This is a genomic window from Ignavibacteriales bacterium, assembly GCA_015709675.1.
GTDB lineage: Bacteria > Bacteroidota > Ignavibacteria > Ignavibacteriales > Ignavibacteriaceae > H2-BAC3.
This window is the reverse complement of sequence record CP054182.1, coordinates 1,233,663-1,257,194: the sequence shown is the minus strand read 5'-3', so window position 1 is coordinate 1,257,194 and position 23,532 is coordinate 1,233,663. Positions and strand designations below refer to the sequence as shown.

General features: G+C 45.6%; 25 protein-coding genes. 12 read left to right on the top strand and 13 right to left on the bottom strand.

Features of this window, described 5'->3' with window-relative positions; all coding sequences use genetic code 11:
• Positions 1-13: 13 nt before the first annotated feature.
• A complete protein-coding gene (locus HRU80_04685; protein QOJ30454.1) occupies positions 14-751 on the bottom strand; it encodes a geranylgeranylglyceryl/heptaprenylglyceryl phosphate synthase in 738 nt (245 codons plus the stop codon).
• Positions 752-1,316: 565 nt separating this feature from the next.
• Between HRU80_04685 and HRU80_04680 the strand changes: the two genes are divergently transcribed.
• Positions 1,317-1,880 (top strand): sigma-70 family RNA polymerase sigma factor, encoded by a 564-nt coding sequence (locus HRU80_04680; GenBank protein QOJ30453.1) that lies wholly within the window; start codon positions 1,317-1,319, stop codon positions 1,878-1,880.
• An 8-nt stretch (positions 1,881-1,888) separates the two neighbouring features.
• Complete coding sequence (locus tag HRU80_04675) at positions 1,889-2,494, top strand: hypothetical protein (protein ID QOJ28208.1); 606 nt, start codon at positions 1,889-1,891, stop codon at positions 2,492-2,494.
• A gap of 517 nt (positions 2,495-3,011) precedes the next feature.
• Here the strand turns inward: HRU80_04675 and HRU80_04670 are convergent.
• Positions 3,012-3,410 (bottom strand): response regulator, encoded by a 399-nt coding sequence (locus HRU80_04670; GenBank protein QOJ28207.1) that lies wholly within the window; start codon positions 3,408-3,410, stop codon positions 3,012-3,014.
• Between the two features lie 256 nt (positions 3,411-3,666).
• Between HRU80_04670 and aspS the strand changes: the two genes are divergently transcribed.
• From aspS to HRU80_04630, 8 genes are all read left to right on the top strand, one after another.
• Positions 3,667-5,436, top strand: coding sequence for an aspartate--tRNA ligase (gene aspS, locus HRU80_04665; GenBank protein QOJ28206.1), 1,770 nt, complete (start codon positions 3,667-3,669; stop codon positions 5,434-5,436).
• Between the two features lie 89 nt (positions 5,437-5,525).
• On the top strand, positions 5,526-5,978 hold the full coding sequence (locus HRU80_04660; GenBank protein ID QOJ28205.1) for a hypothetical protein: 453 nt from the start codon (positions 5,526-5,528) through the stop codon (positions 5,976-5,978).
• Positions 5,979-5,999: 21 nt separating this feature from the next.
• Positions 6,000-6,977 carry an aldo/keto reductase gene (locus HRU80_04655; protein QOJ28204.1) on the top strand — a complete coding sequence of 326 codons (978 nt, stop codon included), beginning with the start codon at positions 6,000-6,002 and terminating at the stop codon, positions 6,975-6,977.
• Positions 6,977-7,642 carry a hypothetical protein gene (locus HRU80_04650; protein ID QOJ28203.1) on the top strand — a complete coding sequence of 222 codons (666 nt, stop codon included), beginning with the start codon at positions 6,977-6,979 and terminating at the stop codon, positions 7,640-7,642. The genes HRU80_04655 and HRU80_04650 overlap by 1 nt, the downstream gene beginning before the upstream one ends.
• A gap of 8 nt (positions 7,643-7,650) precedes the next feature.
• Complete coding sequence (locus HRU80_04645) at positions 7,651-8,856, top strand: fused response regulator/phosphatase (protein ID QOJ28202.1); 1,206 nt, start codon at positions 7,651-7,653, stop codon at positions 8,854-8,856.
• 139 nt (positions 8,857-8,995) lie between these two features.
• A complete protein-coding gene (locus HRU80_04640; protein ID QOJ28201.1) occupies positions 8,996-11,062 on the top strand; it encodes a VWA domain-containing protein in 2,067 nt (688 codons plus the stop codon).
• Between the two features lie 541 nt (positions 11,063-11,603).
• Positions 11,604-11,885, top strand: coding sequence for a BrnT family toxin (locus tag HRU80_04635; protein ID QOJ28200.1), 282 nt, complete (start codon positions 11,604-11,606; stop codon positions 11,883-11,885).
• Positions 11,860-12,108 (top strand): CopG family transcriptional regulator, encoded by a 249-nt coding sequence (locus HRU80_04630; protein ID QOJ28199.1) that lies wholly within the window; start codon positions 11,860-11,862, stop codon positions 12,106-12,108. The genes HRU80_04635 and HRU80_04630 overlap by 26 nt, the downstream gene beginning before the upstream one ends.
• Positions 12,109-12,261: 153 nt before the next feature.
• Here HRU80_04630 and HRU80_04625 read toward each other — a convergent pair whose 3' ends face one another.
• From HRU80_04625 to HRU80_04585, 9 genes are all read right to left on the bottom strand, one after another.
• Complete coding sequence (locus tag HRU80_04625; protein QOJ28198.1) at positions 12,262-12,987, bottom strand: macrocin O-methyltransferase; 726 nt, start codon at positions 12,985-12,987, stop codon at positions 12,262-12,264.
• 159 nt (positions 12,988-13,146) lie between these two features.
• Entirely contained in the window at positions 13,147-13,854 is a 708-nt protein-coding gene (locus HRU80_04620) for a class I SAM-dependent methyltransferase (protein ID QOJ28197.1), read from the bottom strand.
• Positions 13,854-14,519, bottom strand: coding sequence for a methyltransferase domain-containing protein (locus tag HRU80_04615; protein QOJ28196.1), 666 nt, complete (start codon positions 14,517-14,519; stop codon positions 13,854-13,856). Before HRU80_04615 ends, HRU80_04620 begins: the two co-directional genes overlap by 1 nt.
• Before the next feature lie 189 nt (positions 14,520-14,708).
• On the bottom strand, positions 14,709-15,836 hold the full coding sequence (gene hemW / locus HRU80_04610; GenBank protein QOJ28195.1) for a radical SAM family heme chaperone HemW: 1,128 nt from the start codon (positions 15,834-15,836) through the stop codon (positions 14,709-14,711).
• A gap of 204 nt (positions 15,837-16,040) precedes the next feature.
• Entirely contained in the window at positions 16,041-17,126 is a 1,086-nt protein-coding gene (locus tag HRU80_04605) for a DegT/DnrJ/EryC1/StrS family aminotransferase (GenBank protein QOJ28194.1), read from the bottom strand.
• A complete protein-coding gene (locus tag HRU80_04600) occupies positions 17,123-17,488 on the bottom strand; it encodes an FdtA/QdtA family cupin domain-containing protein (GenBank protein ID QOJ28193.1) in 366 nt (121 codons plus the stop codon). Before HRU80_04600 ends, HRU80_04605 begins: the two co-directional genes overlap by 4 nt.
• A 6-nt stretch (positions 17,489-17,494) precedes the next feature.
• On the bottom strand, positions 17,495-18,478 hold the full coding sequence (locus HRU80_04595) for a glycosyl transferase (protein ID QOJ28192.1): 984 nt from the start codon (positions 18,476-18,478) through the stop codon (positions 17,495-17,497).
• 367 nt (positions 18,479-18,845) lie between these two features.
• Positions 18,846-19,679 carry an IS3 family transposase gene (locus HRU80_04590; protein QOJ28191.1) on the bottom strand — a complete coding sequence of 278 codons (834 nt, stop codon included), beginning with the start codon at positions 19,677-19,679 and terminating at the stop codon, positions 18,846-18,848.
• An 11-nt stretch (positions 19,680-19,690) separates the two neighbouring features.
• Entirely contained in the window at positions 19,691-19,861 is a 171-nt protein-coding gene (locus HRU80_04585; GenBank protein QOJ28190.1) for a hypothetical protein, read from the bottom strand.
• Positions 19,862-20,300: 439 nt separating this feature from the next.
• Between HRU80_04585 and plsY the strand changes: the two genes are divergently transcribed.
• Together plsY and HRU80_04575 are read left to right on the top strand one after the other, a co-directional pair.
• On the top strand, positions 20,301-20,969 hold the full coding sequence (gene plsY / locus HRU80_04580) for a glycerol-3-phosphate 1-O-acyltransferase PlsY (protein ID QOJ28189.1): 669 nt from the start codon (positions 20,301-20,303) through the stop codon (positions 20,967-20,969).
• A complete protein-coding gene (locus tag HRU80_04575; GenBank protein QOJ28188.1) occupies positions 20,969-21,964 on the top strand; it encodes an NAD(P)H-dependent glycerol-3-phosphate dehydrogenase in 996 nt (331 codons plus the stop codon). The genes plsY and HRU80_04575 overlap by 1 nt, the downstream gene beginning before the upstream one ends.
• A gap of 291 nt (positions 21,965-22,255) precedes the next feature.
• On the opposite strand, the gene HRU80_04570 is transcribed toward HRU80_04575, so the two are convergent.
• Together HRU80_04570 and HRU80_04565 are read right to left on the bottom strand one after the other, a co-directional pair.
• Positions 22,256-22,807 carry a hypothetical protein gene (locus tag HRU80_04570; protein ID QOJ28187.1) on the bottom strand — a complete coding sequence of 184 codons (552 nt, stop codon included), beginning with the start codon at positions 22,805-22,807 and terminating at the stop codon, positions 22,256-22,258.
• An 8-nt stretch (positions 22,808-22,815) separates the two neighbouring features.
• The gene (locus HRU80_04565; GenBank protein QOJ28186.1) at positions 22,816-23,523 is read right to left on the bottom strand and encodes a hypothetical protein; all 708 of its coding nucleotides are present in this window, start codon (positions 23,521-23,523) and stop codon (positions 22,816-22,818) included.
• Between the last annotated feature and the right edge of the window lie 9 nt (positions 23,524-23,532).

The following is a 23,532-nucleotide window of genomic DNA, read 5'->3' as shown; positions in this document are numbered from 1 at the left end:
TATATATACCCGGTCACTTCCCTTTAATTGCTCTGCTGAACTCTTTTAACCGGGGCCTGTTTTCCGGTGATTCAAAATAATTCCCCGTTACGATAATTTTTGCGCCGCTGCGGACCATCTCCGCGGCGGTTTCTGCATTGCGTATTCCGCCCCCTGCTATGACCGGTATATCCACCATTTCACTTACTAACCTCACCATTTCGAACGGTACCGGCCGCTCTGCTCCCGAGCCGGCCTCAAGATAGACATACCGCATCCCCATAAACTGTGCAGCTAAGGCAGTGGCAGCAGCTATCTCCGGCTTATTGCGCGGTATGGGGGAACTTCCGCTGATATATTCTGCAGTGGTCTTGGCGCCCGACTCAATCAGCATATATCCGGTCGGGAGGGGTTCAAGTCCGTAGCGCTTTATCAGCGGAGCAGCCATCACATGCTTGCCTATCAGATGCTCGGGATTTCTTCCGCTGATCAATGAGATAAAAAGTATAGCATCGGCTTTGGCGCTGACCTGATTAATGCTTCCCGGAAAGATAATTACCGGCAGTTTGGTACATTCCTTAACATCGCTGATAGCTTTGTCCAGGTCACCATGCATCATCAGAGAGCCCCCTATCAGAAAACCATCCACTCCGGCTTCCTCACAATCGCGAATGAAGCGGGGAGTTTCTTCTGTAGTGATCTTATCGGGGTCAATCAGAATAAGATAAGCAGCGCCATCGGAGGTGATTTTCTCCTTCAGATACGCATCAATACTTGCTAAACCGCTGTTTTTCAGAAAATTCCATAATAATTATTCACATCCCAAAGATAAAAAATTTCCTTTTCCTTATCCGTGTTTTAAGCGGAATAATACTGCTGTTTTCAAGGAAATTCCCCCTCGACTCCGCTCGGGGACCACCCTTCGACTTTGGTCTCCATCCCTCTGCTTTGGTGTCCGCCCTTCGACTTCGCTCGGGGGCCGAGTAGCCGAGGACCGCTCGAGAACCACCCCTCGACTTCGCTCGGGGAACGCCTAGATTCCGGTCACCGAGCGGAGTCGAGGTGAACCGCCCAAATTCCGGTGTCCGAGCGTAGCCGAGGACCGCTCGGGGACCGCGCTGATTCCGGTAACCGCTCCGACCCGTCGGAGGAGGTGAACCGGTGGCAGAATACATTATTATAAAACCCTTATTTTCCGTAATTTTCGGCTCTGTTTGCTTTCAAAAGGCAGGTTTTCGTGTGACCTGATTCCGGCTGATGGGCAGCAGAAATCATCCTGAAACTTTTTTAACCAAATGGAAGTATAACCGGAGTTGACAGAGAGAAATCTTTACTCGCTGACCGACGAAGAACTGATCCTGGAATTTCAGCAGCAGGAGACCGTCCGTGCTTTTGAGATTCTTGTTCAGCGCTATAAAAATCCCCTGACGAACTTTGTGTTTCGTTATCTCGGGGATTATGAGGCAACGGCTGATGTTGTTCAGGAAACGTTTATTAAGGTGTACAAAAACAAGCACACCTATAAAACGATCGCAAAATTCTCGACATGGGTTTATACCATCGCGGGAAACCTGGCAAAAACAGAACTGCTGAAAAAGAAACGGCGCAGAATTGTTTCGATTAACTCCTACGGAGATGAAAACGAAACAATGGATCTTCCTGATTCGGGACATACACCGGATACACTGACCGACAGCGGTATTATGGACACCATGATCCAGGATGCGCTGATGCAGCTCAACGAGGTGTACCGCGAGGCAGTTATCCTCCGGGATATACAAGAACTCTCTTACGAAGAAATCGCCGAGATGCTTAAACTGGAAGTAGGTACGGTAAAATCACGTATCAACCGCGGAAGAGCCCGGCTTAAGGAGTTATTAAAGGAATTAAGGAACGATTAGGTTTTATCATGAATAATCATTTACACGAAGATGAAAAGGAATTTGAAGGAGTAATCCGTCAGCTTAAATCGCTGAAAAAAGTGGATGCCCCTCCGCGCTTTGAAGCTGACCTGATGAGAAGAATTAATCAGGAGGCCCACAAGGAGAAAAAGCAGGAGGAGAGTTTCTTTTCAAAAATATTTTCTAAACTGATACTCTGGCCGGCTGCAGGACTCGCCGTTGCAGTGATCGCCTTTGTGATGGTCAGACCGGGCAGCGGTGATGAAGCCAATCCCTGGAATCAGTCTCTTAAAGAACGTCCTGATGTAATCGCCGTAAGTACGGACGATATAACCGTACCGCCTCCTCCGGTGCCTGATAATACGCCAGCCGAAGGAACGCAGGATAATCTTGCCTCATCCGGTAACAACAGTAAGGGAACCGGTCCGGAACTTACCACAACACCGGCAGACCCCGATCCATCCGGATTCACAGCACGCGGAGCAGCATCAAAACCTGCCATTGCAGACTCATTGAAGAAGGAACAAACCGATCCACTGATGTTTAAGATGTCTTCTTCAGATAAAAAAGAGTTAGACAGTCTTAAGAACAGGATTTTCCGGAAGACAGAGTAAACTAATTAGTAATTAGCAGTTAGTAATTAGTAAAGGATATATACACTGCACCGGGGTTTATATATCACCAAATAATTAGTAATTAGTAGTTAGAAATTAGTAATTAGCAGGGAATATAAACACTGTGGCGGGGATTTATATATCTGCGTTCATCTGCATAATCCGCGGGAAACTTTTACCCCTCGGCTTCGCTCGGGGGACAGGGACCTAAAGACCGCACAACTCAGCAAAAAATTTTCCGATCCGTTTTAATCCGTGCTGCGTCAGCATCAGTATCATCCGCGTGCTAATTGCGTAGTATATAATGTTGGGATGAAGACAGATTGTCATCTGTCTGTACGATGTGGTGTTCCATCTGCATAATCTACGAGAGTTTTTGAGAGTATTCATTGTACATTGTACATTGTACATTGTACATTGTACATTGAATCTTTATATATCCCCGGGATGAAGGCATTTAAAATAAAAAAGCCGTCACTCCGCGCGGAGCGGAAGACGGCTTAAATTCTTTTTCTTATCAGATAGTATCGTGTTCCTCTTCTTCAAGGACAGTCTTAAGAAGAGAGAGAATTTCCTGTTTGGTGAAAGGTTTTGAAATATAATGGGTGCATCCGGCTTCAAGGAAAACCTCCCTGTCGCCTACCATGGCATAAGCAGTCACAGCAATAATCGGCGTCTTATCATAGCCGGCCACCTGTCTGATCTTCTTTGTTGCCTCAATTCCATTCATACCCAGCCCAAGGTTGATGTCCATCAGAACGCAGTCATACTGTTTGTTTTTAACCATTTCAACAGCAGTGGGGCCGTCCGGAGCAGTATCCACCTGACACATATTTTTTATGAAATAGGTGATAACATCCTTATTTTCAATATTATCTTCTACGAGCAGAACGTTGTATTTACCAGACTCGGCCATCAACTTCTTAACACACTTTGTTACAAAATAAAATTAACAACAACTCTAAATTACAAGTTTTCTAAGAGCGGACAAAAAAAATGATTGTTTTTGACAGGATAAACGCATTCTGCGCAAGGTGAGAGCCGATTTTTTCCTTCAAACTCACCTTGCAAATCCGTAAATTGCGCACCGGTTTTAAATTTATTGCAATCCGGAACCTGCCTGAATCCCATTTTCAAGAACAGAGACGGATAAAAATTTCCCAAGGAAAGTCATGTTTTTTAAGAGCAGAACTCACACCTGCGGTGAGCTCAGAGAATCAAATATCGGTGAACGCGTTGTCCTGAACGGCTGGGTTGATACCTGGCGCGATCTGGGAGGGGTTATTTTTATTGATCTGAGAGACCGTTATGGCATCACTCAGGTTGTATTTGAACCGCACATCAGCCAGGAAGCGCATCATGCGGCAAAGCATCTGCGCAGTGAATTTGTGGTTTCCATAGAAGGAACCGTACGCACAAGACCGGAAGGAACTGCAAATCCGGTAATACCGACTGGACAGATTGACGTTCTCGGCGATTCAGTGACAATCCTGAATCAGGCAAAAACGCCTCCGTTCCAGATTAAAGAGGAGAGCGAAGCATCTGAAGAACTGCGGCTTAAGTACCGCTATCTTGACCTGCGCAGGCCTGATATGCAGAAAAACATGCTCCTGCGCCACAAAATGGCTCAGATTGTCCGCAAATACTTTGACGAAAACAATTTTGTTGAAATCGAAACTCCGGTGCTGATGAAGAGCACTCCTGAGGGAGCGCGGGACTTCTTGGTTCCGAGCCGGGTCCATAAAGGTAAGTTCTACGCTCTGCCTCAGTCCCCACAGCAGTATAAACAGATTCTGATGGTATCCGGTTTTGACCGCTATTTTCAGATAGTAAAGTGCTTCCGTGATGAGGATTTGCGCGCTGACCGTCAGCCTGAGTTCACCCAGATAGATGTGGAGATGTCATTTGTGGATGTGGATGATATCTTCAAAATCGTGGAGGGACTCATGATCAACCTCTATCGCGATGCCTGGGGCAGGGAGCTCCAGATACCCATCCCGCGCCTGACTTTTGACCAGTCTATGGAACGCTACGGTTCAGACAAGCCGGATCTGCGTTTTGATCTTGAGATGGTAAACCTGAATGAAGTATTTAAGAATACCACCTTCAAAGTATATCAGGATGCACTCAATAATAAGGGTGTGATAACCGGACTCAATGCAAAGGGATGCGGTGACTATACCCGTAATCAGCTTGATGTCCTTACAGACTTTGTGAAAAAGCACGGAGCAGGGGGACTCATCTGGATTCGCGTGAAGGAAGAAGGGCTGGAAGCTCCGACCATGAAATTCTTCACCGAAGAAGAACAAAAGAACCTGGTGACCGCAATGAATGCAAAACCGGGGGACCTTCTTTTCATTCTTACCGGACCGCGCCTTAAGACTTTGAATATTATGGGCACCCTGCGTCTTGAAATGGCCCGCCGCCTGGAACTGATTAAACCGGACACAGAACCAAAGCTTCTCTGGGTCACTGACTTCCCTCTCTTTGAGTGGGACGAGGATAGCAAACGGTGGTTCGCTATGCATCATCCTTTCACTTCTCCTAAGCTGGAGGATTTACCATATATGGAGACTGACCCCGGCCGGGTTCGCGCCCGTGCGTATGACCTGGTGCTAAACGGCAGTGAAATAGCAGGCGGAAGCATCAGAATTCATAATAAAGACCTTCAGCAGCAGATGTTTAAGGCACTCGGTCTTTCTGAGGAAGAAGCTCATGAAAAATTCGGCTTCCTGATGAATGCATTTGAATATGGCGCACCTCCTCACGGCGGATTTGCCTTCGGGTTTGACCGTCTGGTTATGATATTCGGCGGTCTGCAATCCCTGCGTGAAGTGATTGCGTTCCCCAAAACCGCCTCAGGCATCTCTCTGATGGATGACTGCCCCAGCCCGGTTGACGAACATCAGCTAAAAGAGCTGCACATCAGGGTTCGCCAGTAATCTAATTTACAAGGGCTGCTTTCAGGCAGCCCTTTTTATTTTGTATATTTTCATCTATGAAATTCACTTTTCATTTGTCAAAAAATCCTGTGCAGTTTATTCTGATCACGGTACCCATGCTTCTGCTGCTGATACCTCTGATACTGGTTCTGACTTCAGACCCAGGAGATACGGCCAGAATGGAGCTGGTTACCGTTCTGAGCGCTGTGCTTACTCCGCTGGTAACCGCCACCGTTCTGTTTTTTTATTTCAGATTTGCCTCTGTTCCCTGCCAGGTCATTATGGAAGATGACGGAATGAGAGTAATACCCCTCAGACAGTCTTTCTTTTATCCTGATGAAATCTATGTTCGTTACAGCTTCATCAGAAAAGTATATTTTCAGACCTTCCGGGGGGAAAAGACCGTGATAAAGCCGGAGCATGACCCGGAGTTTATGATTATGAAAAGTAAAACCATTTTCAGCGACCGTGAAGTATCGGCCGCGTGGAAACAATACATCTATTTACTTGCTGAGAAGACCGGCGTGCCGGCTCCTCACTGAGACGTAACAAGGATATATATAATGAAATACAGAAAAGTAGGAAAAACAGATTTTCACATTTCAGAAATCAGTCTCGGCTGCTGGACCATGGGCGGGCTCAACTGGGTTGACGGACGTCCCAACGGCTGGGCCAATGTGGATGAGAATGAAGTAAAGGCAGCAATTCATTACGCCATAGATCAGGGGGTGACACATTTTGACAACGCGGATGTTTATGGCAACGGACGTGCTGAAATGATGCTCGCGCGCATCCTCGGCAATCTGACTAATAAGGTGAGCATTGCAACCAAGGTCGGCTGGTTCCGTGGGACAGCAGAACACGCTTATGAACCGCTGCACATACGCCATCAGTGCGAGCAGTCACTCATAAACCTGAAACGGGATTATATAGACCTTTATTATTTTCATCACGGAGATTTCGGTCAGGGGGATATGTATCTTGATGACGCAGTGGCTGTTATGTATAAACTTAAAGAAGAAGGCAAAATCAGATATATCGGACAGTCAGCTTACTCACATGATGATTTTGTAAAACTGATCCCCAGGGTAAAACCCGACACACTGCAGAGCAGCGCCAATGCGATTGATGATAAGTTCCTCCGCGAAGGCACCCCCACCAGAAAAATGCTTGACGAATTCGGCATTTCATTTATCGCGTTTTCACCCCTTGCGCAGGGGCTTCTTCTCGGAAAATACAGCAAGGATAATCCTCCAAAATTTGAGCCCGGTGACCACCGCGAGACGGCTCCCCGGTTCTCCGTAGAAAATCTGACAAAACTTGAACCTAAGATAGCAGCTCTTAAAAAGCATTTTGGTGATTCTCAGGAAGCCCTTACCCGTGCGGCCCTGCAATATTTATTGGTATATACACAGACCGCGGCAGTTATCCCCGGCTTCCGGTCGCTCGCGCAGGTAAAAATGAATCTTAGCGCTGCTGATAAACCTCTCACCGCGGATGAATTTGCCTTTGTCCGTTCCGTATTCAACGAAGGAAACTGATGGCTGACGAAGCAAAAGATATATTTCTCCCCCTTCTGCGGATGGATATCGTCCTGATGCCGCATAACTCAATCGTCATGGAAATTGACTCTGAGCCCATATACAGTCTGATGAAAGATATGATTGAGGAGGAGGGAGAGTTCGCGGTATTTTATGAAGATGATGACGGCATGTCTGAATTTGGTGTAATTGCGTACGTTGAGCAGTATGAATATACCGCCGAAGATACTCTGGTCTGTAAAATTACCGGCAAGGAGCGTATAGAAGCAAAGACGATTATCGCCTCTGAGCGGCTTGGCAACTCTTTCCGTGAGAATGCATCAGAACTTTCAGCAGAGGAACTCCGCTCCCTCACCATGTATGATTTTGTTGACGGCACCCGCCTGACGGATATATCCGAAGAAACGGATTCAGGTCTGAAACATGAGATTTTCAGTTTTATTGAAAAAGCCGTCCTGAAACTGAACCCCGATTATGATATAGAATCACTCCGCGGATGGATGGAGGAAAGCCAGGCCGAAGAACTTTCCTTCCGGCTGATGAATGGATTCGTGACGGATAACTCACCTGAGCTGAATGAAACCAGAACCAGGATGCTTGGCAGCAGCAGTGAAAATGAGCGGCAGCGCATCATGAAACAGCTTCTTGAAACTCTGCAGGGCTGAAACGTTTTATGGAAATCCTTCTTGTTGATGATTTTGAAGAAGCGCTCTTTGTTCTGAAAAATCTGGTCCGCCAGCTCGGCCACACCACCCTCACCGCCAATGACGGCAATGAGGCGATGAAGATTATGCGGAACAGCAATATCAGTCTGGTAATTACAGACTGGGAGATGCCCGGCATGAACGGCACCGAACTGATAAAAGCCATCAGAAATGAAATTACTTCACGCTATGTATATATCATTATGCTCACTGCCAAAGGGGGGAGGAGTGAGATAGTTGAAGGGCTTGAGGCCGGCGCGGATGATTTTATCGTTAAGCCATTTAATCCGCAGGAACTTAAAGTAAGGGTTGCAAACGGAGAGCGGATTCTGCAGCTTGAAAAAAATCTTGCTGAAAAAAATCTGATTCTTGAAGTTGCCAACGAGAAATTAACCGCCGCTTATCAGCAGATTCAGCGCGATCTTGAGGCAGCAGCAGCCCTGCAGCAAAAACTGCTCCCCCGCCAGAATGCTGTTATCGGCAACTATGCGTTTGACTGGCTTTTTCTTCCGTCTAAATTTATTGCCGGTGATATACTGAACTTTTATCAGATACACGAAAACTATATCGCGTTTTATCTCCTTGATGTGGCAGGGCACGGTATTCCCTCCGCAATGCTGTCTTTTTCGCTGAGCCAGATGTTTACTGCCGAGGCTGCCGCTTCAAGGATTCTGACGCCGGAATTCAGAAATACTCAGTCGCTTGAGAATATATCCATCGAAAATTTCCTCAGCCATCTTAACACTGCGTTCTTCAAACCGGAAGATACCTCCGGATTCTTTACTATTTTATTCGGTGTTATTGAAATATCCTCCGGCAGAGTTAAAATCGCGCGTGCCGGCCACACTCTTCCCCTGCTCATAAGAAAGGGGGGTGAGGCAACTTTCATTAAAAGCAAAGGAATGCCCATAGGCATACTTGATGCAGTTACCTTTGAAGAGCACCATCTTGAACTGTATGAAGGGGACAAACTTATCATCTATTCCGATGGTATCACAGAGTGCGCAAACGGCGCTGATCAGATGTTCGGAACGGACGGTCTTGTGCGCTTCATGGATTTTTACGGCAAAGGAGAAGTTAAAAATCTGATTCCTCTGCTCAAAGACTCACTCATCCGCTGGAAAGGCGGCCAGGAGTTTAATGATGATGTATCCATGCTGATTGTGAGCAGGTAGAGAGCAGGGGCAGGCAGGAATCCCTGTCTTATTTCTCCATTGCAGAAAATTAAGAATTTCCTGTAATTTATATCCAAACTGATTCTGAGCTTTATATACCATTATGACTTTTTTAAATCCGGCTTTTTTATTCGGGCTTTTGGCTGCGGGGATCCCCGTTATTATCCACTTACTCAATCTGCGCAAGCTTCAGCGGGTTGAGTTCAGTACGCTCCGCTTTCTTAAGGAACTGCAGAAAAATCAGATCAGAAAAATCAAACTGAAGCAGTGGATTCTTCTGCTGCTGCGCGTTCTTCTTATACTGTTTCTGGTTACTGCTTTTTCACGCCCGGCACTTAAAGGAGTCTCGGTTGCCGGCATCACTTCTTCCGCCAAAACCACAGCCATCCTCATTATTGACAACTCCTTCAGTATGGATGTAATAGATAAGGACGGCTCCCTGTTCAATAAAGCAAAATCCTCAGCCCTTGCGCTCGTGAACACTCTGCAGGAGGGGGATGAGGTTGCCGTGATTACTACAGCAGACAACATACCGGAAATACAGCTCACAAAAAACCTGACCGAAGTTAAAAAGAAGATACGTGATCTTGAGATCAGTGCGGCAAAAGGGAAAACCGGGGATGCGTTGCTTAAAGCGGTTCCCCTTATTGAACAATCACTGAACTATAACCGGGAGATATTTATCTTTTCAGATTTTCAGGAGGGTGGTTTTCCATCAGCCGGGGACGCAACCGACCTGAGCTCAGTTCTCGGCGAGCGGGTGCATACCTATCTTATTCCGGTGAAAAAGGAGGGTATCTATAACGCCGGCATTGACGATCTGCGGGTCAACTCTGAGATTCTTGAACCGGGTAAAACCATAAGCGTAACCGTAACGGCCGCAAACCATTCATCTGACAAAAGCAGTGACTGCATCATCTCCGTATATATTAACGGAGAACGCGCGGCACAGAAAAGCGTAACCCTGGGCCCGGGAGCGGCGCTTCCGGTTGATTTTGATATCCCCCTTACCGTAACCGGACATGTAACCGTGACCGCAGGACTTGAGGAGGATGATATTACCGGTGATAATCTCCGCTATGCGTCATTCTATATACCGCGTCAGCTAAACGCGCTGCTTTTGCATGACACCGCCTCAGATATCGAATTCCTGAAGCCTGCTCTGCAGGCAGCATTCGGCACAGAAAAGTTTACCCTCACAGTCAGATCCTCTTCCTCAGCATCGGGAACTGATCTTTCCGCCTATAATGCCATCGTCCTGGTGACCGGTGCAGCCGCTGTTAACTCCGAGCCATTCAAAAAATATCTGGAAACAGGCAAAGGAGGAATTCTGCTTTTTCCTTCAGCCCGGGTAAAGCCGGATATATACAGAAGTTTTCTGCTTTCACTCGGACTGCCGCAGCCGGGAGTGCTTGCCGGAAGTCCCGGCAATACCGCGCGGCCTTTTTACTTTGACAAGACTGAGCTGAATCATCCTCTCTTCACGGGAATATTTGAGAAGGGGAAGGAAAAAGCCGCCAGTCCTGATATATACAGCTACCTCCAGTTTTTCCCCGGAGGAAGAGGAAAATCCGTCATAACCCTCGCTGACGGAACCGCTGCACTTTCTGAACACAGAAGCGGGAACGGCAGGATACTCTGTTTTACCATCCCCCCCTCGCTTGAATACAGCAATCTTCCGCTCAAAGGGATATTTGTGCCCATGCTCTACCGATCAGTGTATTATCTCTCAGGCACGGGGCAGAAGGACTCATCCCTGATGGCCGGTGAAGCGCTCCGCTTTGCCGTTCCATCCGCTAAAAAAGATCAGCTTAAACTAAGCCTTCCATCCGGGGATGACGAGTATATATCAGACGATCAGATACAATCCGGACTCTTCACCTTTCGCTCGACCGGACGTACCGGTGTCTATGATCTTCTGAGCGGCAGCGAAGTACTTGAGCGGAAAAGCGTGAATCATGATCCGGCCGAATCAAGAACCACATCTGCCGAAGATGAGCAGCTGAAAGAATATTTCAAAAAATCAGGTGCAGCAAACGAGCCGGTTATACTTGATTACGGCGCTGCGATTACGGAAGAAATCAATCAGGCACGTTTTGGCACAGAACTGTGGAAGTTTTTTCTCCTTCTGGCCCTTCTCACCGCAATAGCCGAAATGGCAGTTGCACGAGTCAGCAAAAAAGAATTGACGATAGATAATGAATAATGTACAATTTACAATGTACAGAAACCTTGAAACAAATCTAATTCCCTGCTGACCCCTGTTTTGTAGAGACACGCCGCGGCGTGTCTGTACGGAATAATAGAAAACATAATATTGAACCAACCATGAAGTGGTGAGATTATTATTGAACCAGCCATTTTTTCATCAGGACAGATCACAACCTGTCCCGACAAATACAAAACCATTCCGATATCTCATAAATTCAGCCATGTAGAGACACGCCGCAGCGTGTCTGTACGGATGGATTGCGAACAAAAGCATTCAAATCAGGCAATAATGATGTAATTGTAGAAATCCAGAATCTCCAAACTTCTAAACAACTGGCACATGCAAGAAATTACAATAAATCGGCTAATATTCTGGATTACATTCTTAAATCAGACTAGAATTTGCCGGATGAGGATAAAATTCTATTTCATCCGATTTTCCATCCTGAAAGATTTTAGCTAAAATCCTGCAAAAACATTGCTTATAAATATAATTATATGTACTTTTGTATGTATGATTATATGGAATCTCTGACTTGTCACAGTTCGAATGGGATGCAGAAAAGAACCAGCTCAATCAGGCCAAACACGGAGTTTCGTTTGAGGAGGCACAGCTTGCATTCAAGGATCCTAAAAGAATTATTGCCCGGGATCTTGATCACAGCCGGACCGAGGAACGGTTCTTTTGTTTTGGTAAAACGGATGGAGAAATTTTAACCGTGCGGTTCACGTACCGCTCCGGCACAATAAGAATTTTTGGCGCCGGTTATTGGAGAAAAGGAAAACAGATTTATGAAAAAGAAAATAACATACAGTGAAGGTGAAATCGGAGAGGTTGAGGTTGTACGCGACTTTCTCCCCCGTCCGGAAGACCTGGTCCTTAAAGATGACACCGTAAAGGTCACCATAAACCTCAGCCGGTCAAGTCTGGAATTCTTTAAGAAAATTGCTAAGAAGAACGGAAGCAAATATCAAAAGGTAATACGTAACCTGTTAGACAGCTATTCCGGGCATTACGGGGGAAAACAGAATGAAGAATGAAGAAATGTACAATTAACAATGTACAAGCAGTGCAATCGGGATTTATGTTTCGTACAGACAGATGACAATCTGTCTGACAGCATTATATATATAGCCGCAGCAGAAAGCCGTTCTTCCTTAGGACAGGTCGCGACCTGTCCCTACAAATGTAACCTACTTTTTCACAACTATTGCAAGCTGCAGAAAATTATTCTTGGCTCCGAGGATTTCATACTTAAAATTATAGGCATGAACAAAATCAGTGAATGCCCTGAATTCATGTGTCGGCACTCCGAACTCATCAAAGATGATGATATCATTGTTGTTCAGCAGAGGATATAATCGTGTAAGTACATACAGCGTTGAGGAATAAAGGTCAGCATCCATGTGAATGATTTTTCGCCGGTTACTCTGATATGACGGCAAAAACTTTTCTAATGACTCCTGGAACAAACCCGGCACAAACGATGCACGTGAGTCATTCACTTTTGGGAAATTTCCTCCGGTATCGTAATCTGGTTTTTTCATCACACCGAAATCTTCCGGCAGTCCGGTGAAGGTGTCAAATCCGTAAAATCTTGATTCTGGATTAGTGTTCCAATTCAGCCACCAGCCAAACGAAAGTCCCTCCGCAACACCGAACTCAAGATAATCAATCGCGTCATTGGCAACATGAGTTTTATGCAAATACTCATGAAGCTGAATCCGGTCCTGATACTTAACCGAACCGTTGTAAAAATCATTAAACGGCAGCTTCATATTTTCCCTGCACCACTGGCTCAGCCTGCCCAGATAAATCAGGTTAAGAAAAAATGAAAAAAACGGATTAACAAGAAAATGCAGCCGGAACCGGATGAAGAGTCCCTTAATCTTGCGTATGAAATAAAGCTTAAGCAGCATGCGAAAAATTTTATCTGTTCAAAAAAATAGAAACTATTAGTTGGCCGGAAAACCTTTTGAATCACCGCCAATTATTGAATTTTCAGGGCTCAATTTACTTAAAACCTGCCATTCAGGCGAACTTCCTGTGCGTAAAAGCTTTGTTCGGTTAAAGGGGTTTTACCTTTTCCGTGCCAGCACAACCTGGTCGAGGAAAAAATCTGGGTTCCTCGGCAGGATAAGCGCAATGAAGCTGAGCAGCGTAAGAGGGAAAATCAGAAGATACTGGACAATCTGCTTGATGAGAAATCCTTTTGACGCGGAGACTTTATAGAGGTATCCGTTCAGAAGCTGGAAGAGAACACGCAGATCGGGTACGGTTTTATGCAGCCGGAGAATTTCAAAGCCATGTTTTTCGAGAAGCGATTTCAGCCCGAATGAAGAATAGCGTGCGTAGTCATAGGGCTGCTCATGCTCATCCCACACAAATGGCACCGTGAGAAGTAATGTGCCTCCCGGTTTAAGCACACGGTTTATCTCACTCAGAAACTGATCGGGGTTAAAGACATGCTCAAGAACCTGATTTGTCACCACGGAATCATACTCACCGTCCCGGAACGGAAACACATTGCCGTCATAATAAAAATCAGCTTTGCTTTCCTCACTGTGCACCGTGGATTCAATCTCTAATCCGTGATATATCTCTGACCGGAAGAGATTTTCATATGGCTTGGTAGCGCAGCCAACATCAAGTGTTTTTCCCGTTACGGAGCTGCCCAGTTCTCTGATGCCGAGATAGAGGGAACGCCGGGCGATGTAAAAGGGATTAACGATAATGCCAAGCGGCCCCGGATTAAAATACTGGCTCTGAATCAGTTTCTTCAGCATCACTTCTCTTCGTTTCTGATAAGGATGACGGGTATATACGCAAAGAGAGAAGGGAACACTGCCCCAAGGGAATCTGCAAAAACACTCTCCGTTGGAGCAGGTACAATTTTTTCAACGCTTGCACCCGGCCGGCCGGATATATATTCCAGAAAATCAGCCAGGCCGAGCTGATGGATGTGACCGGTGCTGTACCAGTTGTATCCGAAGAGCATCTTTCGCGGCATCTTGCCGTTCAGAAGCATCTCAATCCGGTTGCGCCAATAGCCAAAGTTGGGAAAACTGATAATGGAATACTTTGCAATGCGCTCCATTTCCTCAAGGAGTTTTTCCGGACGCTCAACCATCTGCAGCGTTACATTGCAGACAGCATAGTCGAATTCCTTATCTCCCCATGGCAGAGTTTGATCAATAGAACCCTGAAGAACCTCAAGCCTCTTTTTACGGCACACTTCTACTCCGCTTCCGGCAAGTTCCATACCATTTACTTTGCAGCCGAGTTCATCACGAAGCTTAACCATCAGCGTACCGTTGCCGCAGCCAAGATCGCAGACTGATGAGCCCTGGCGCACCATTTCCATGATCACAGGAAATTCCCTGCGCTCAAGCACCTCATGACCGGTATAGTCATATTTGCGGTTGTCGTTGCCTTCGGGATAATCAAACATAACTTTTTTAATTAGTAATTAGGAGTTAGTAATTAGTAATCAATGAACAATGAATAATGTACAATTTTTTTGCATCTTTGCGCGAACTGTTAAAGGAAATAAAACCAATTCACCATTCACATTCACATTCACATTCACATTCATACTTCATACTTCACAATTCACCATTCACAATTCACAATTCATAATTCATAATTTAGTCAGCAGTTCATCGCACATCGCGTATCCTTTCGGTGTGAGTTTTATTTTCCCTGCCGAAAGAATGGTGAATCCTTCTTTTTGCATCAGGTCGAGCTCAGGCCGGCGGATCTCATACTCCGTCCCGCCAAAACGGCTGATGAAGGCTGATATATCAAGTCCGCCTGCGCGCAGTGCAAGCATGATATACTCGGTAATCTGCATCTGACGATCCGGTACTTCAGAGCCCGCACGCGGATGCCCCTGTTCACGCACCGCATCCAGATACAGCTTTAAACTGGAGATATTCCACCACCTCTTGTCGTTCATAAAAGAATGCGCTGAGGTTCCCAGTCCGAGATAGTCATCATACTCCCAATAAAGTTTATTGTGAATACACTCATATCCCGGCAGAGCGAAGTTAGAAACTTCATACTGATTGAATCCTTTACCTGTAATATAATCAATCGTGTATTCATACAGGTCAGCATCATGATCATCATCATTAAGCGTAACTTTTTTATCGAGCACTAATTTATTAAGTATGGTGCCCCGCTCAAGTATCAGACTGTATGCAGAAAGATGAGAAACCGGAAGAGTGAACAGTGTATCCAGATTTTCCTTCCATTTCAGCTTTGTCTGCCCGGGGAGATTAAAGATCAGATCAGCACTGATATTGGCGAATCCTGCTTCAGCCGCCTCACGAACTGTTTTCTGTGCCTGTTCAGAGCTGTGTATGCGCGTCATGAACTTCAGCTCATCTTCATGAAACGACTGTATGCCTATGCTCACCCGGTTAATCCCCGCCTTGCGGAACGCAATCAGCTTTTCTTTAGAAACCGTACCGGGGTTCGTCTCCATCGTCACCTCCGCGTCAGCCGAAATGCGGAAATGTTTATGCAGCTTATTAATGATGGATTCCAGATACTCCGGCTCCATCAGCGAGGGAGTTCCCCCGCCGAAGTAGATCGTCACAAAATCATGTGACTCAGCAAACTGCTCCGCGTAATGTTCAATTTCCTTAAACAGCGCCTGCGGATAGGAAGATACATTGTCCGTTGTGATAATTGAATAAAAATCACAATAGACACATTTGTGGTCGCAGAAAGGAACGTGGACATACAGACCGGCGGTCTTCAATTAGTAATTAGTAGTTAGTAATTAGTAAAAGAATAATTGATAATTGATAATGGATAATGGATAATTAAATTCCGATCCGCATAAATCCGCGCTGCTTGCATCCGTAAAATCCGCGTGCCATCAATTCAGTTAAAAGTTAAGAGTGAAAAGTTAAAAGTTGAGAACACGTAATCAATTCCTACTTCATAATTCATAACTCATAATTCATATGAACTTGTTTAATGCTTCAATCACCTGCATGATCTCTTCTTCCGTATGGCAGAAGGATACCGGCAGACTAAGCGTGGTTGCATGTATCTCTTCCGATATGGGATAGCTTCCTTCAAAGACTCCCTTCATCGCTTTCTGATGATGGGGCGCTACCGGATAATGGATTTCTGTCTTTATGCCTCTCTCAAGCAGATACTGCTTCAGCCGGTCCCGCTCCGGATGGCGGATGTTATATATATGAAACACATCCTCATAACCTTCTTCCCGCACCGGTTTGATAAATGCATCACTAAGATGATGATGGTAGAGATCTGCCAGCTTCTGCTTATGCGCGGTGATCTCTTTCAGATGCTTAAGTTTGACGGAGAGCAATCCCGCCTGAACATCATCAAGACGGCTGTTATAGCCCTGCACCTCATTATAATACTTCACATCGCTGCCATAGTTGCGCAGGCGGCGGACTGCAAGAGCAAGATCATCATCATTGGTCAGAATAGCGCCTGAGTCCCCAATAGCTCCGAGATTCTTTGTCGGATAAAAACTAAATGCGCCGTACTCGCCAAAGGTACCCGTCAGTCTGCCATACTGCTTTGCGTCATGGCTCTGAGCGCAGTCTTCAACCAGTTTAAACCCATATTTTTCCTTGAGTTCAAGGATGGACTTCATATCACATGACTTGCCGTAAAGATGCACCGGAAGCACTGCCGCGGTTTTCTTCGTTATCTTCTTTTCAATTTCCGCAGGAGATATATTATATGTGCGGATGTCCGGCTCAGCCATTACCGGCTTCAGCCCCGCCTGCATCACCGCGAGTATGGTTGCTATATAGGTGTTGGAAGGAACAATCACTTCCGAACCCTCCGGAAAGCCGAATGCCTTAAGAGCAAGCACCATGGCATCAAGTCCGGAGTTCACCCCGATGCAGTGTTTCATGCCGTGGAAGGCAGCATATTCCTCTTCAAATTTTTTTACTCGCCCACCCAGGATATACCATCCCCCTTCAAGAGTGTCGTTAAAGCTCTGTTTCATCTCATCAAAGAAGGGGCGGTTCAGTTTCGCCAGATTTTCGTAGTCAATCATCGGTACGGCTCATAGATATAGTCAGCAGGATCAAACGGAGTTGAGGCCAGCACCAGCAGCACCGCATCGGGGGTAAAGTGGTGCATGGTGTGGTAATCTTCCCGCTCTAAGATCAGGCATTTATTGGGGTGGTCGAGCAGGAAGTCCTGTTTTTCTTTTCCGTTATCATTCGAGACAATGCAGGAGCCGTGAATGCAGATTGCCGCCTGCACGGTTTCCTTGTGGCGGTGCCCTCCGCGGACGGAATCATCAACTCCGTATATATAAAATATCCGTTTGATGGAAAAAGGAATTTCTTTCTCAATCACAGTCAGGTTGCCCCGCTTGTCACTACGGGTAGTCAGATTAATAATATGGGCCATTCGGTATCAGAGAAAATGTTGCAATGGATAAATATGATATACCCCGGCTGCCTTGCGCCAGAGGGTTACTAAAAATTCTTTCAGACCGGAAGGGCGGGGCCGGGCTCCGTTCGGGTCAAATCCCGGAAAGCGGGCAGTTATCTCCTGTTTTATGCTTTCCAGTTTCTGTATATACGGCTTGTAAAAGATTTCTATTACTTCCGGAACAAGGGTTCTTCTGCCCAGCTCCACCTGATCATCTTCATAATAACGGAGATAGTGAAAATGGTAAAATATCACGGGGAAGTTTTTCCCTGATGTGATCTCCCTTCCGCTTATTGCGCTGCCGGCTTTGGTGAATGTATATTGCTGCACATTCCAGGCGGCAAGTCCGCCCCCCAGGTGCTGCAGTTCATGCACGCCATTAAAGCGCCGGGGCCAGTCTTCAAGATATAACTGATCGCCGAATTTTCCATCCTCATAGCGGTTATAGCACCACTCAATGCAGCGGTCGCGCCACCACTGAAGGGCCGCCATGCCGTCCTGATTATTCCTGAACGTAACAAACTGCACACAATACTTTCCGCTTTTGAGAGCCTTGTTATACTGAGGCGAGTACCGGTGTTCGGTGATAAGGACTGACTGCTCCCCCAGTTCTTCAAAAATCACCGCCGGGGAGGAATAAAAATAAAGATCAGCATCCAGATAGGTGCACTGGTCAAGATTAAACCGGCGTATGCAGTAGAGGATGGTGGAGGAAGTGGAAGTCCAGCAGTACTCAGCAATTGTCCGCTCCGGCTTTACACGCAGCAAGTCTTCATCTTCAAATTCCGCAAGTGTGATAACCGTCATATGCTCTGGCTGAAGTTCTTTCAGAATCGCTGCTGTCCGGTCATCAAAGGCAAAAACGTAGAGATGGAAATCTGCCCCGGTCTCCAGCAGCGAGCGGTGCATCGCCAGCCCCCGGGTCAGGTAATTGGAATCAAACAGGGTGCAGAAATTATACCGCATTCCTGCCTGACAATGATTTTCGCATAAAAACGGGTGAAAAAGCTCTCAAAACCAGTGAAATCTTAATAAATCTGACCTGAAAGATAAAGGAAAATTAATTGATAATGGATAATGGAGAAGGGATAATGACCCGCCGCTGCAGGATGAAAAGATGAAGAATTAACAATGAAAAATGGGCAGTGTCAAGTCCTGAAATTACTTTACACTATTTATTAGTTATTTATTTATCTGTTTAGCTGTTCTTTGGGTATTTAGTTTCTTGGTTACCCCCCCCTCCCAGCCTTTGGAGCGTAGCGACAAAGGCTGGGAGGGGGATTGCGCTTTTTTCAGGCTGCTGTTTTTTTACCTTTGCTTCCTGCTTTCTTGCTCAAGCTGTTGCATGAACCTGCTCCGGTGTTTTATATCCCAGACTTAAATGCGGTCTGAGGGTGTTATAATTCTTTACTGCCTGCTCTAACATTTTCCTGGCTAGTTCCTCTCCTCCCAGTACTTCTGCTAAGCCAAACTCATGCTTGATAATCCCGTTTAGTCTCTCAACCTTTGCATTCTCATACGGGTTTCCTTTCTCACTCATACTGATCAGGATTCCCCTGGATTCCAGCAGTTTGGTATATTCATTTGAGCAGTACTGTATCCCCCGGTCAGAATGATGATACAGATAACTGGCTCCGTTGCTTAAAGCCATCTGAAGGGCACGAATGCCTCCCTCTACTCCCAGTGACCGGCTTAAGTCATATCCTACAATCTTTCGGGAATATAAATCCATGATCAGAAACAGGTACAGATATCTTCCGTCTCCGAGGCGGATATAGGTTATATCACTTCCCATGACCTGGTTCGGAGCTGTTATCTGAAAGTCCTGAATCAGGTTCTTATGCTTGTAAAAATGGTGTTTTGAGTTGGTTGTACGAATATATTTAAGCTTTCTGTGCAGCTTAAACCCATATTTTTCATAAATCTCAAGAAACCGATCCCGGCCTAATTTAATGCCTGCCTGCTGAATCATCTCTCTCAGAAAAGCATTGCATTTCTTTCCGCCAAGCAGTGGAAGCTCTCTTCTGATCATCTGAATGAGTTCCTTGACTACCTGTTCCTGTTGGTTGTCCTGCATTTCCCGCACCCGTTCCTGATAGTAATATTGCCGGCTTATCTGGTAAAACTGGCAAAGCTTGCTAACAGGAATCGTGTTATCCTCTTTCATCAACAAATTGATTATTCTGGCTTTATCTTTTTTTTTAACACCTGCGGCTGCTCAGTTAGTGAAATCCGGTACTGGATCTCCTTCTGCAGCAGGCGATTCTCAATGGTCATATCCGCTAGAGCGAGTTTTAGTTTTTTGTTCTCTTCTTTGACCCGTTTGAGTTCATCAACTTCCTTTTTCATGCTAACCTTTATTGTTATTCCGAGTAATTCATGTTTACCAAATTCAACCAGCCACTTGTTGAGCGTACTGCCGCCTAACCGTATTTATTGGTTATGGCTAATTTAGTCATTTTTCCCTCTTCGTACTCAGAGATGATCTGCTTCTTAAAGGCTTCGCTGTACCTCTTGACTATTGGTGCCTGTCTCATGTTTTGGGTTCCTTTCCAGAACTTTTTCTGTTCCAAAGTGTAAACTTATATCAGGACAAGACACAGGTGTTGTGCTAAAACAAGGGCCGGAGCGGAGCTACTTGGGTACCCCCGGGGGAAGAATTTTACACTATTCGTTTGGCCAAAAACCGCATCAAATCAACATTGTTTTTCCGCTTGTTTGTCATTTTACCTCTCATTAATTTTAATGTTCACTATTCATTTAATCCTTTAAGAAGGGCTCAAAAGGAATGTTGCTTTTGCTCGTTATCGTAATCTTGTCGTACCTTGTCGGGTCGATCCCTACCGGTATCATTATCAGCCGTCTGGTAAAAGGTATTGATATCCGGGAACATGGAAGCGGAAACATGGGAGGCACCAATGTCTTCCGCGTGCTTGGCTGGAAGTTTGGCCTTCTGGTACTTCTTATTGATGCATTAAAAGGGGTGATTGCCGTGGTCTTTATTGCCCGGCTTCCAATGGAGGTTTTCCCTTTTACCAATGCAACCCCGTTTGATGATTTCACTCTGGTTCAGTTAATTGCCGGAAGCGCAGCTATGCTCGGTCACGTCTTTACGGTATTTGCAGGGTTTAAGGGAGGCAAAGGTGTTGCAACCGGACTTGGCATTCTTGCCGCGGTCACCACTGTTGATCTCCTTATCGGCATCGGCCTCTTTATTATTATAGTTTCTATCTGGCGTTATGTTTCACTCGGTTCCATGATCGGAGCGCTCAGTATTCCGGTAACACTCATTATCCGCGAAAACTTGTTTGATGCACATATTGAAGGATACTGGACGCTGCTACCGTTTCTCATTGTTATTTCCCTTTTTGTGGTTTTCACCCACAGAAAAAATATATCACGTCTGATCAGCGGTACAGAAAATAAAATCTCCTTCTCAGGAAAGTCCTCATCCTGATGAAAACTGCGGTATTGGGTGCGGGAGCATGGGGAACAACATTAGCAATCGTGCTGCATAATAACAGCCACCAGGTCACGCTCTGGGAATACAAAACTGATTATGCAAAGATTCTGGCGGAAACCAGAAGCAATCCGGAATATCTGCCCGGTATTCCTCTTCCCGTGGGCATGACTATTTCGAACAATTTGCTCGAAGCAGTTGCTGATAAGGAATTGATTGTCCTTGCCGTCCCCTCACAGTTCCTTCGCAGTGTGATGGTACAGATACCTTATGAGATGATTAAAAAAACCATTCTGGTAAGTGTTTCGAAGGGTATTGAAAAGGGGACGCTGATGACTATGTCCCAGATGCTGCATGATGTATATAAAGAAACAGACTGCAACTGCATCGGAGTACTCTCGGGCCCGAGTCACGCGGAAGAAGTATCGGTAAATATCCCGACAACGGTTGTTGCGGCCTCAGCCGACAAGGAAACTTCACGCGTCATTCAGCATGCGTTTTCCAATTCTTATTTCCGTGTATATAACACAACCGATATCATCGGTGTTGAACTGGGCGGAGCGTTCAAAAACGTCATCGCCATCGGCGCCGGTATTATTGACGGCCTGAAGTTTGGAGACAATACTAAAGCCGCCATTATGACGCGCGGAATCGCGGAAATTTCACGTCTTGGCATTGCAATGGGGTCACGCCCGGAAACATTTGCCGGGCTCAGCGGAATCGGCGATCTCATTGTTACCTGCATGAGCCGGCACAGCCGTAACCGTTATGTTGGTGAAAAGATCGGCTCAGGCATGAAACTGAAGGAAGTCCTTGCCGGAATGAATGCGGTTGCCGAAGGAGTTGAGACAAGCAGAAGCGCACGCATGCTGGCTCAGAAATATGAAATTGATACCCCTATTACCAGAGAAGTATATAATATCCTCTTTGAAGATAAAGACCCCCGTCAGGCAACATTTGACCTGATGACCAGAGACAAAAAAGAGGAATAGTTTTTCTAATTGATAGTTGATAATGGAGAGTGGAGAATTATTAAGAAAATAATTTGAAACAACGGAGACGTTGGTTACTCATCTTACTTTCATTTACCGCCCGGATAACTGGTTCTAGATCGGTTTATCTCCTTTTCCTTTCAAAAATCATCAGGAATGTCTTTAAATCCCTCGCTTAACCAATTGATGCTATCATTACTATTTTCAAAGAATACAAATATTCAAGGACTTATGATTACCCTTTGTACATTGTAAATTGTACATTGATTACTAATTACTAATTCCTAACTACTAATTAGATACTGCGCTTTTTCTTTCTGACAGGTGAAACCGTATATATTTTTCCAGCACTTCCGCCCAAAGATCATATCCTTTTTCGCTCAGGTGAAGTCCGTCGGTAGTTGCCTCTTTACGGAGCATACCGCTTTCGTCCGTAAATATCTCGTGCAGGGGGAGAAACCCAAAACCCGCCTCGTTAACCAGCACCTCAAGATGACGGTTAATTTCTTCAATCCTCTCATTGGGCCGGTTCTCAATCTCCCGTGTTGGCAGAAGAGAAGATATATATATTGAACAGTCCGGGAGAGAACCGGCAAGCTGGTCAATCATCTTTTTAAAGCTTATCATCATCTCCGCGTTGCTTCTGCCCAGAGCAAAGTCATTCGTGCCGATAAGAATAAAGAGCAAGTCAGGGTTATTACTGATTACATCTCTGTGAATCCTTGATATCAGCCCCTCAAGATTATCACCATAGACCCCTTTATTCAGCACACGGTAACCCGGCAAATGTGCTGTTACATTCATCCCTTCTGTCAGGGAGTCACCTGCAAGTATAATGTTCATGGCTTTCCTTATTTTTTCGCGGCTGTCATCTGCCGGATGTATTCAATAGATTCAGTAACGGTCTGTTTTTCCCGGGAACCCATATCCAATTTAAGGATTGCCGTAAATTCATCAAGTGCTTCACGCCACAATTTATGCTTAATAAGCTGCTGCGCGAAAAAAATTCTGTAATCTGCCATCCCTGCGGTTGAAGGGTATTTCCTGAAGACATCCTTTGCCGTAATAATTGCTGTTTCGGTAAAGCCGTTTTCAGCCAGCTGCTTTGCCCCATTAAGTCTCAGCACACCAAGATCGGAGTTTCCGCCAGAATTACTCTTCTCGGATTCCGTTCCATAAATAGCGGTATTCTTCAGATTGCTTTTTTCGTTCCTGGTTCCTGCATCCAGAATTTCCTCCAGTGCCAGAGCCATGAGAAGTTCTTCCACTGTCATTCTTCTCAGATCATTCAGATGCAGTGCCGCCTGCGGCTTGAGCGTGAAGCGTACACCGTCTCCTGAAAGGCTTAGTGATGCATTTTTGTCGGTAAGCAGCAGTGTGTTCTTGTTAAGAATCATTCCTTCAGTAACCGGAGTAAACTCCTCTGACAATCCTTTCTGCGCTTTTACCACACCAGTAACTCGCTCTGCCCGGAACTCCTGAGCAATATATACGTTCTGGATCAGAACCACTGCCAGAAGCGTCATAAAAAGTGTTTTAATAATTCCTGCTGTATTCATCACAAACTC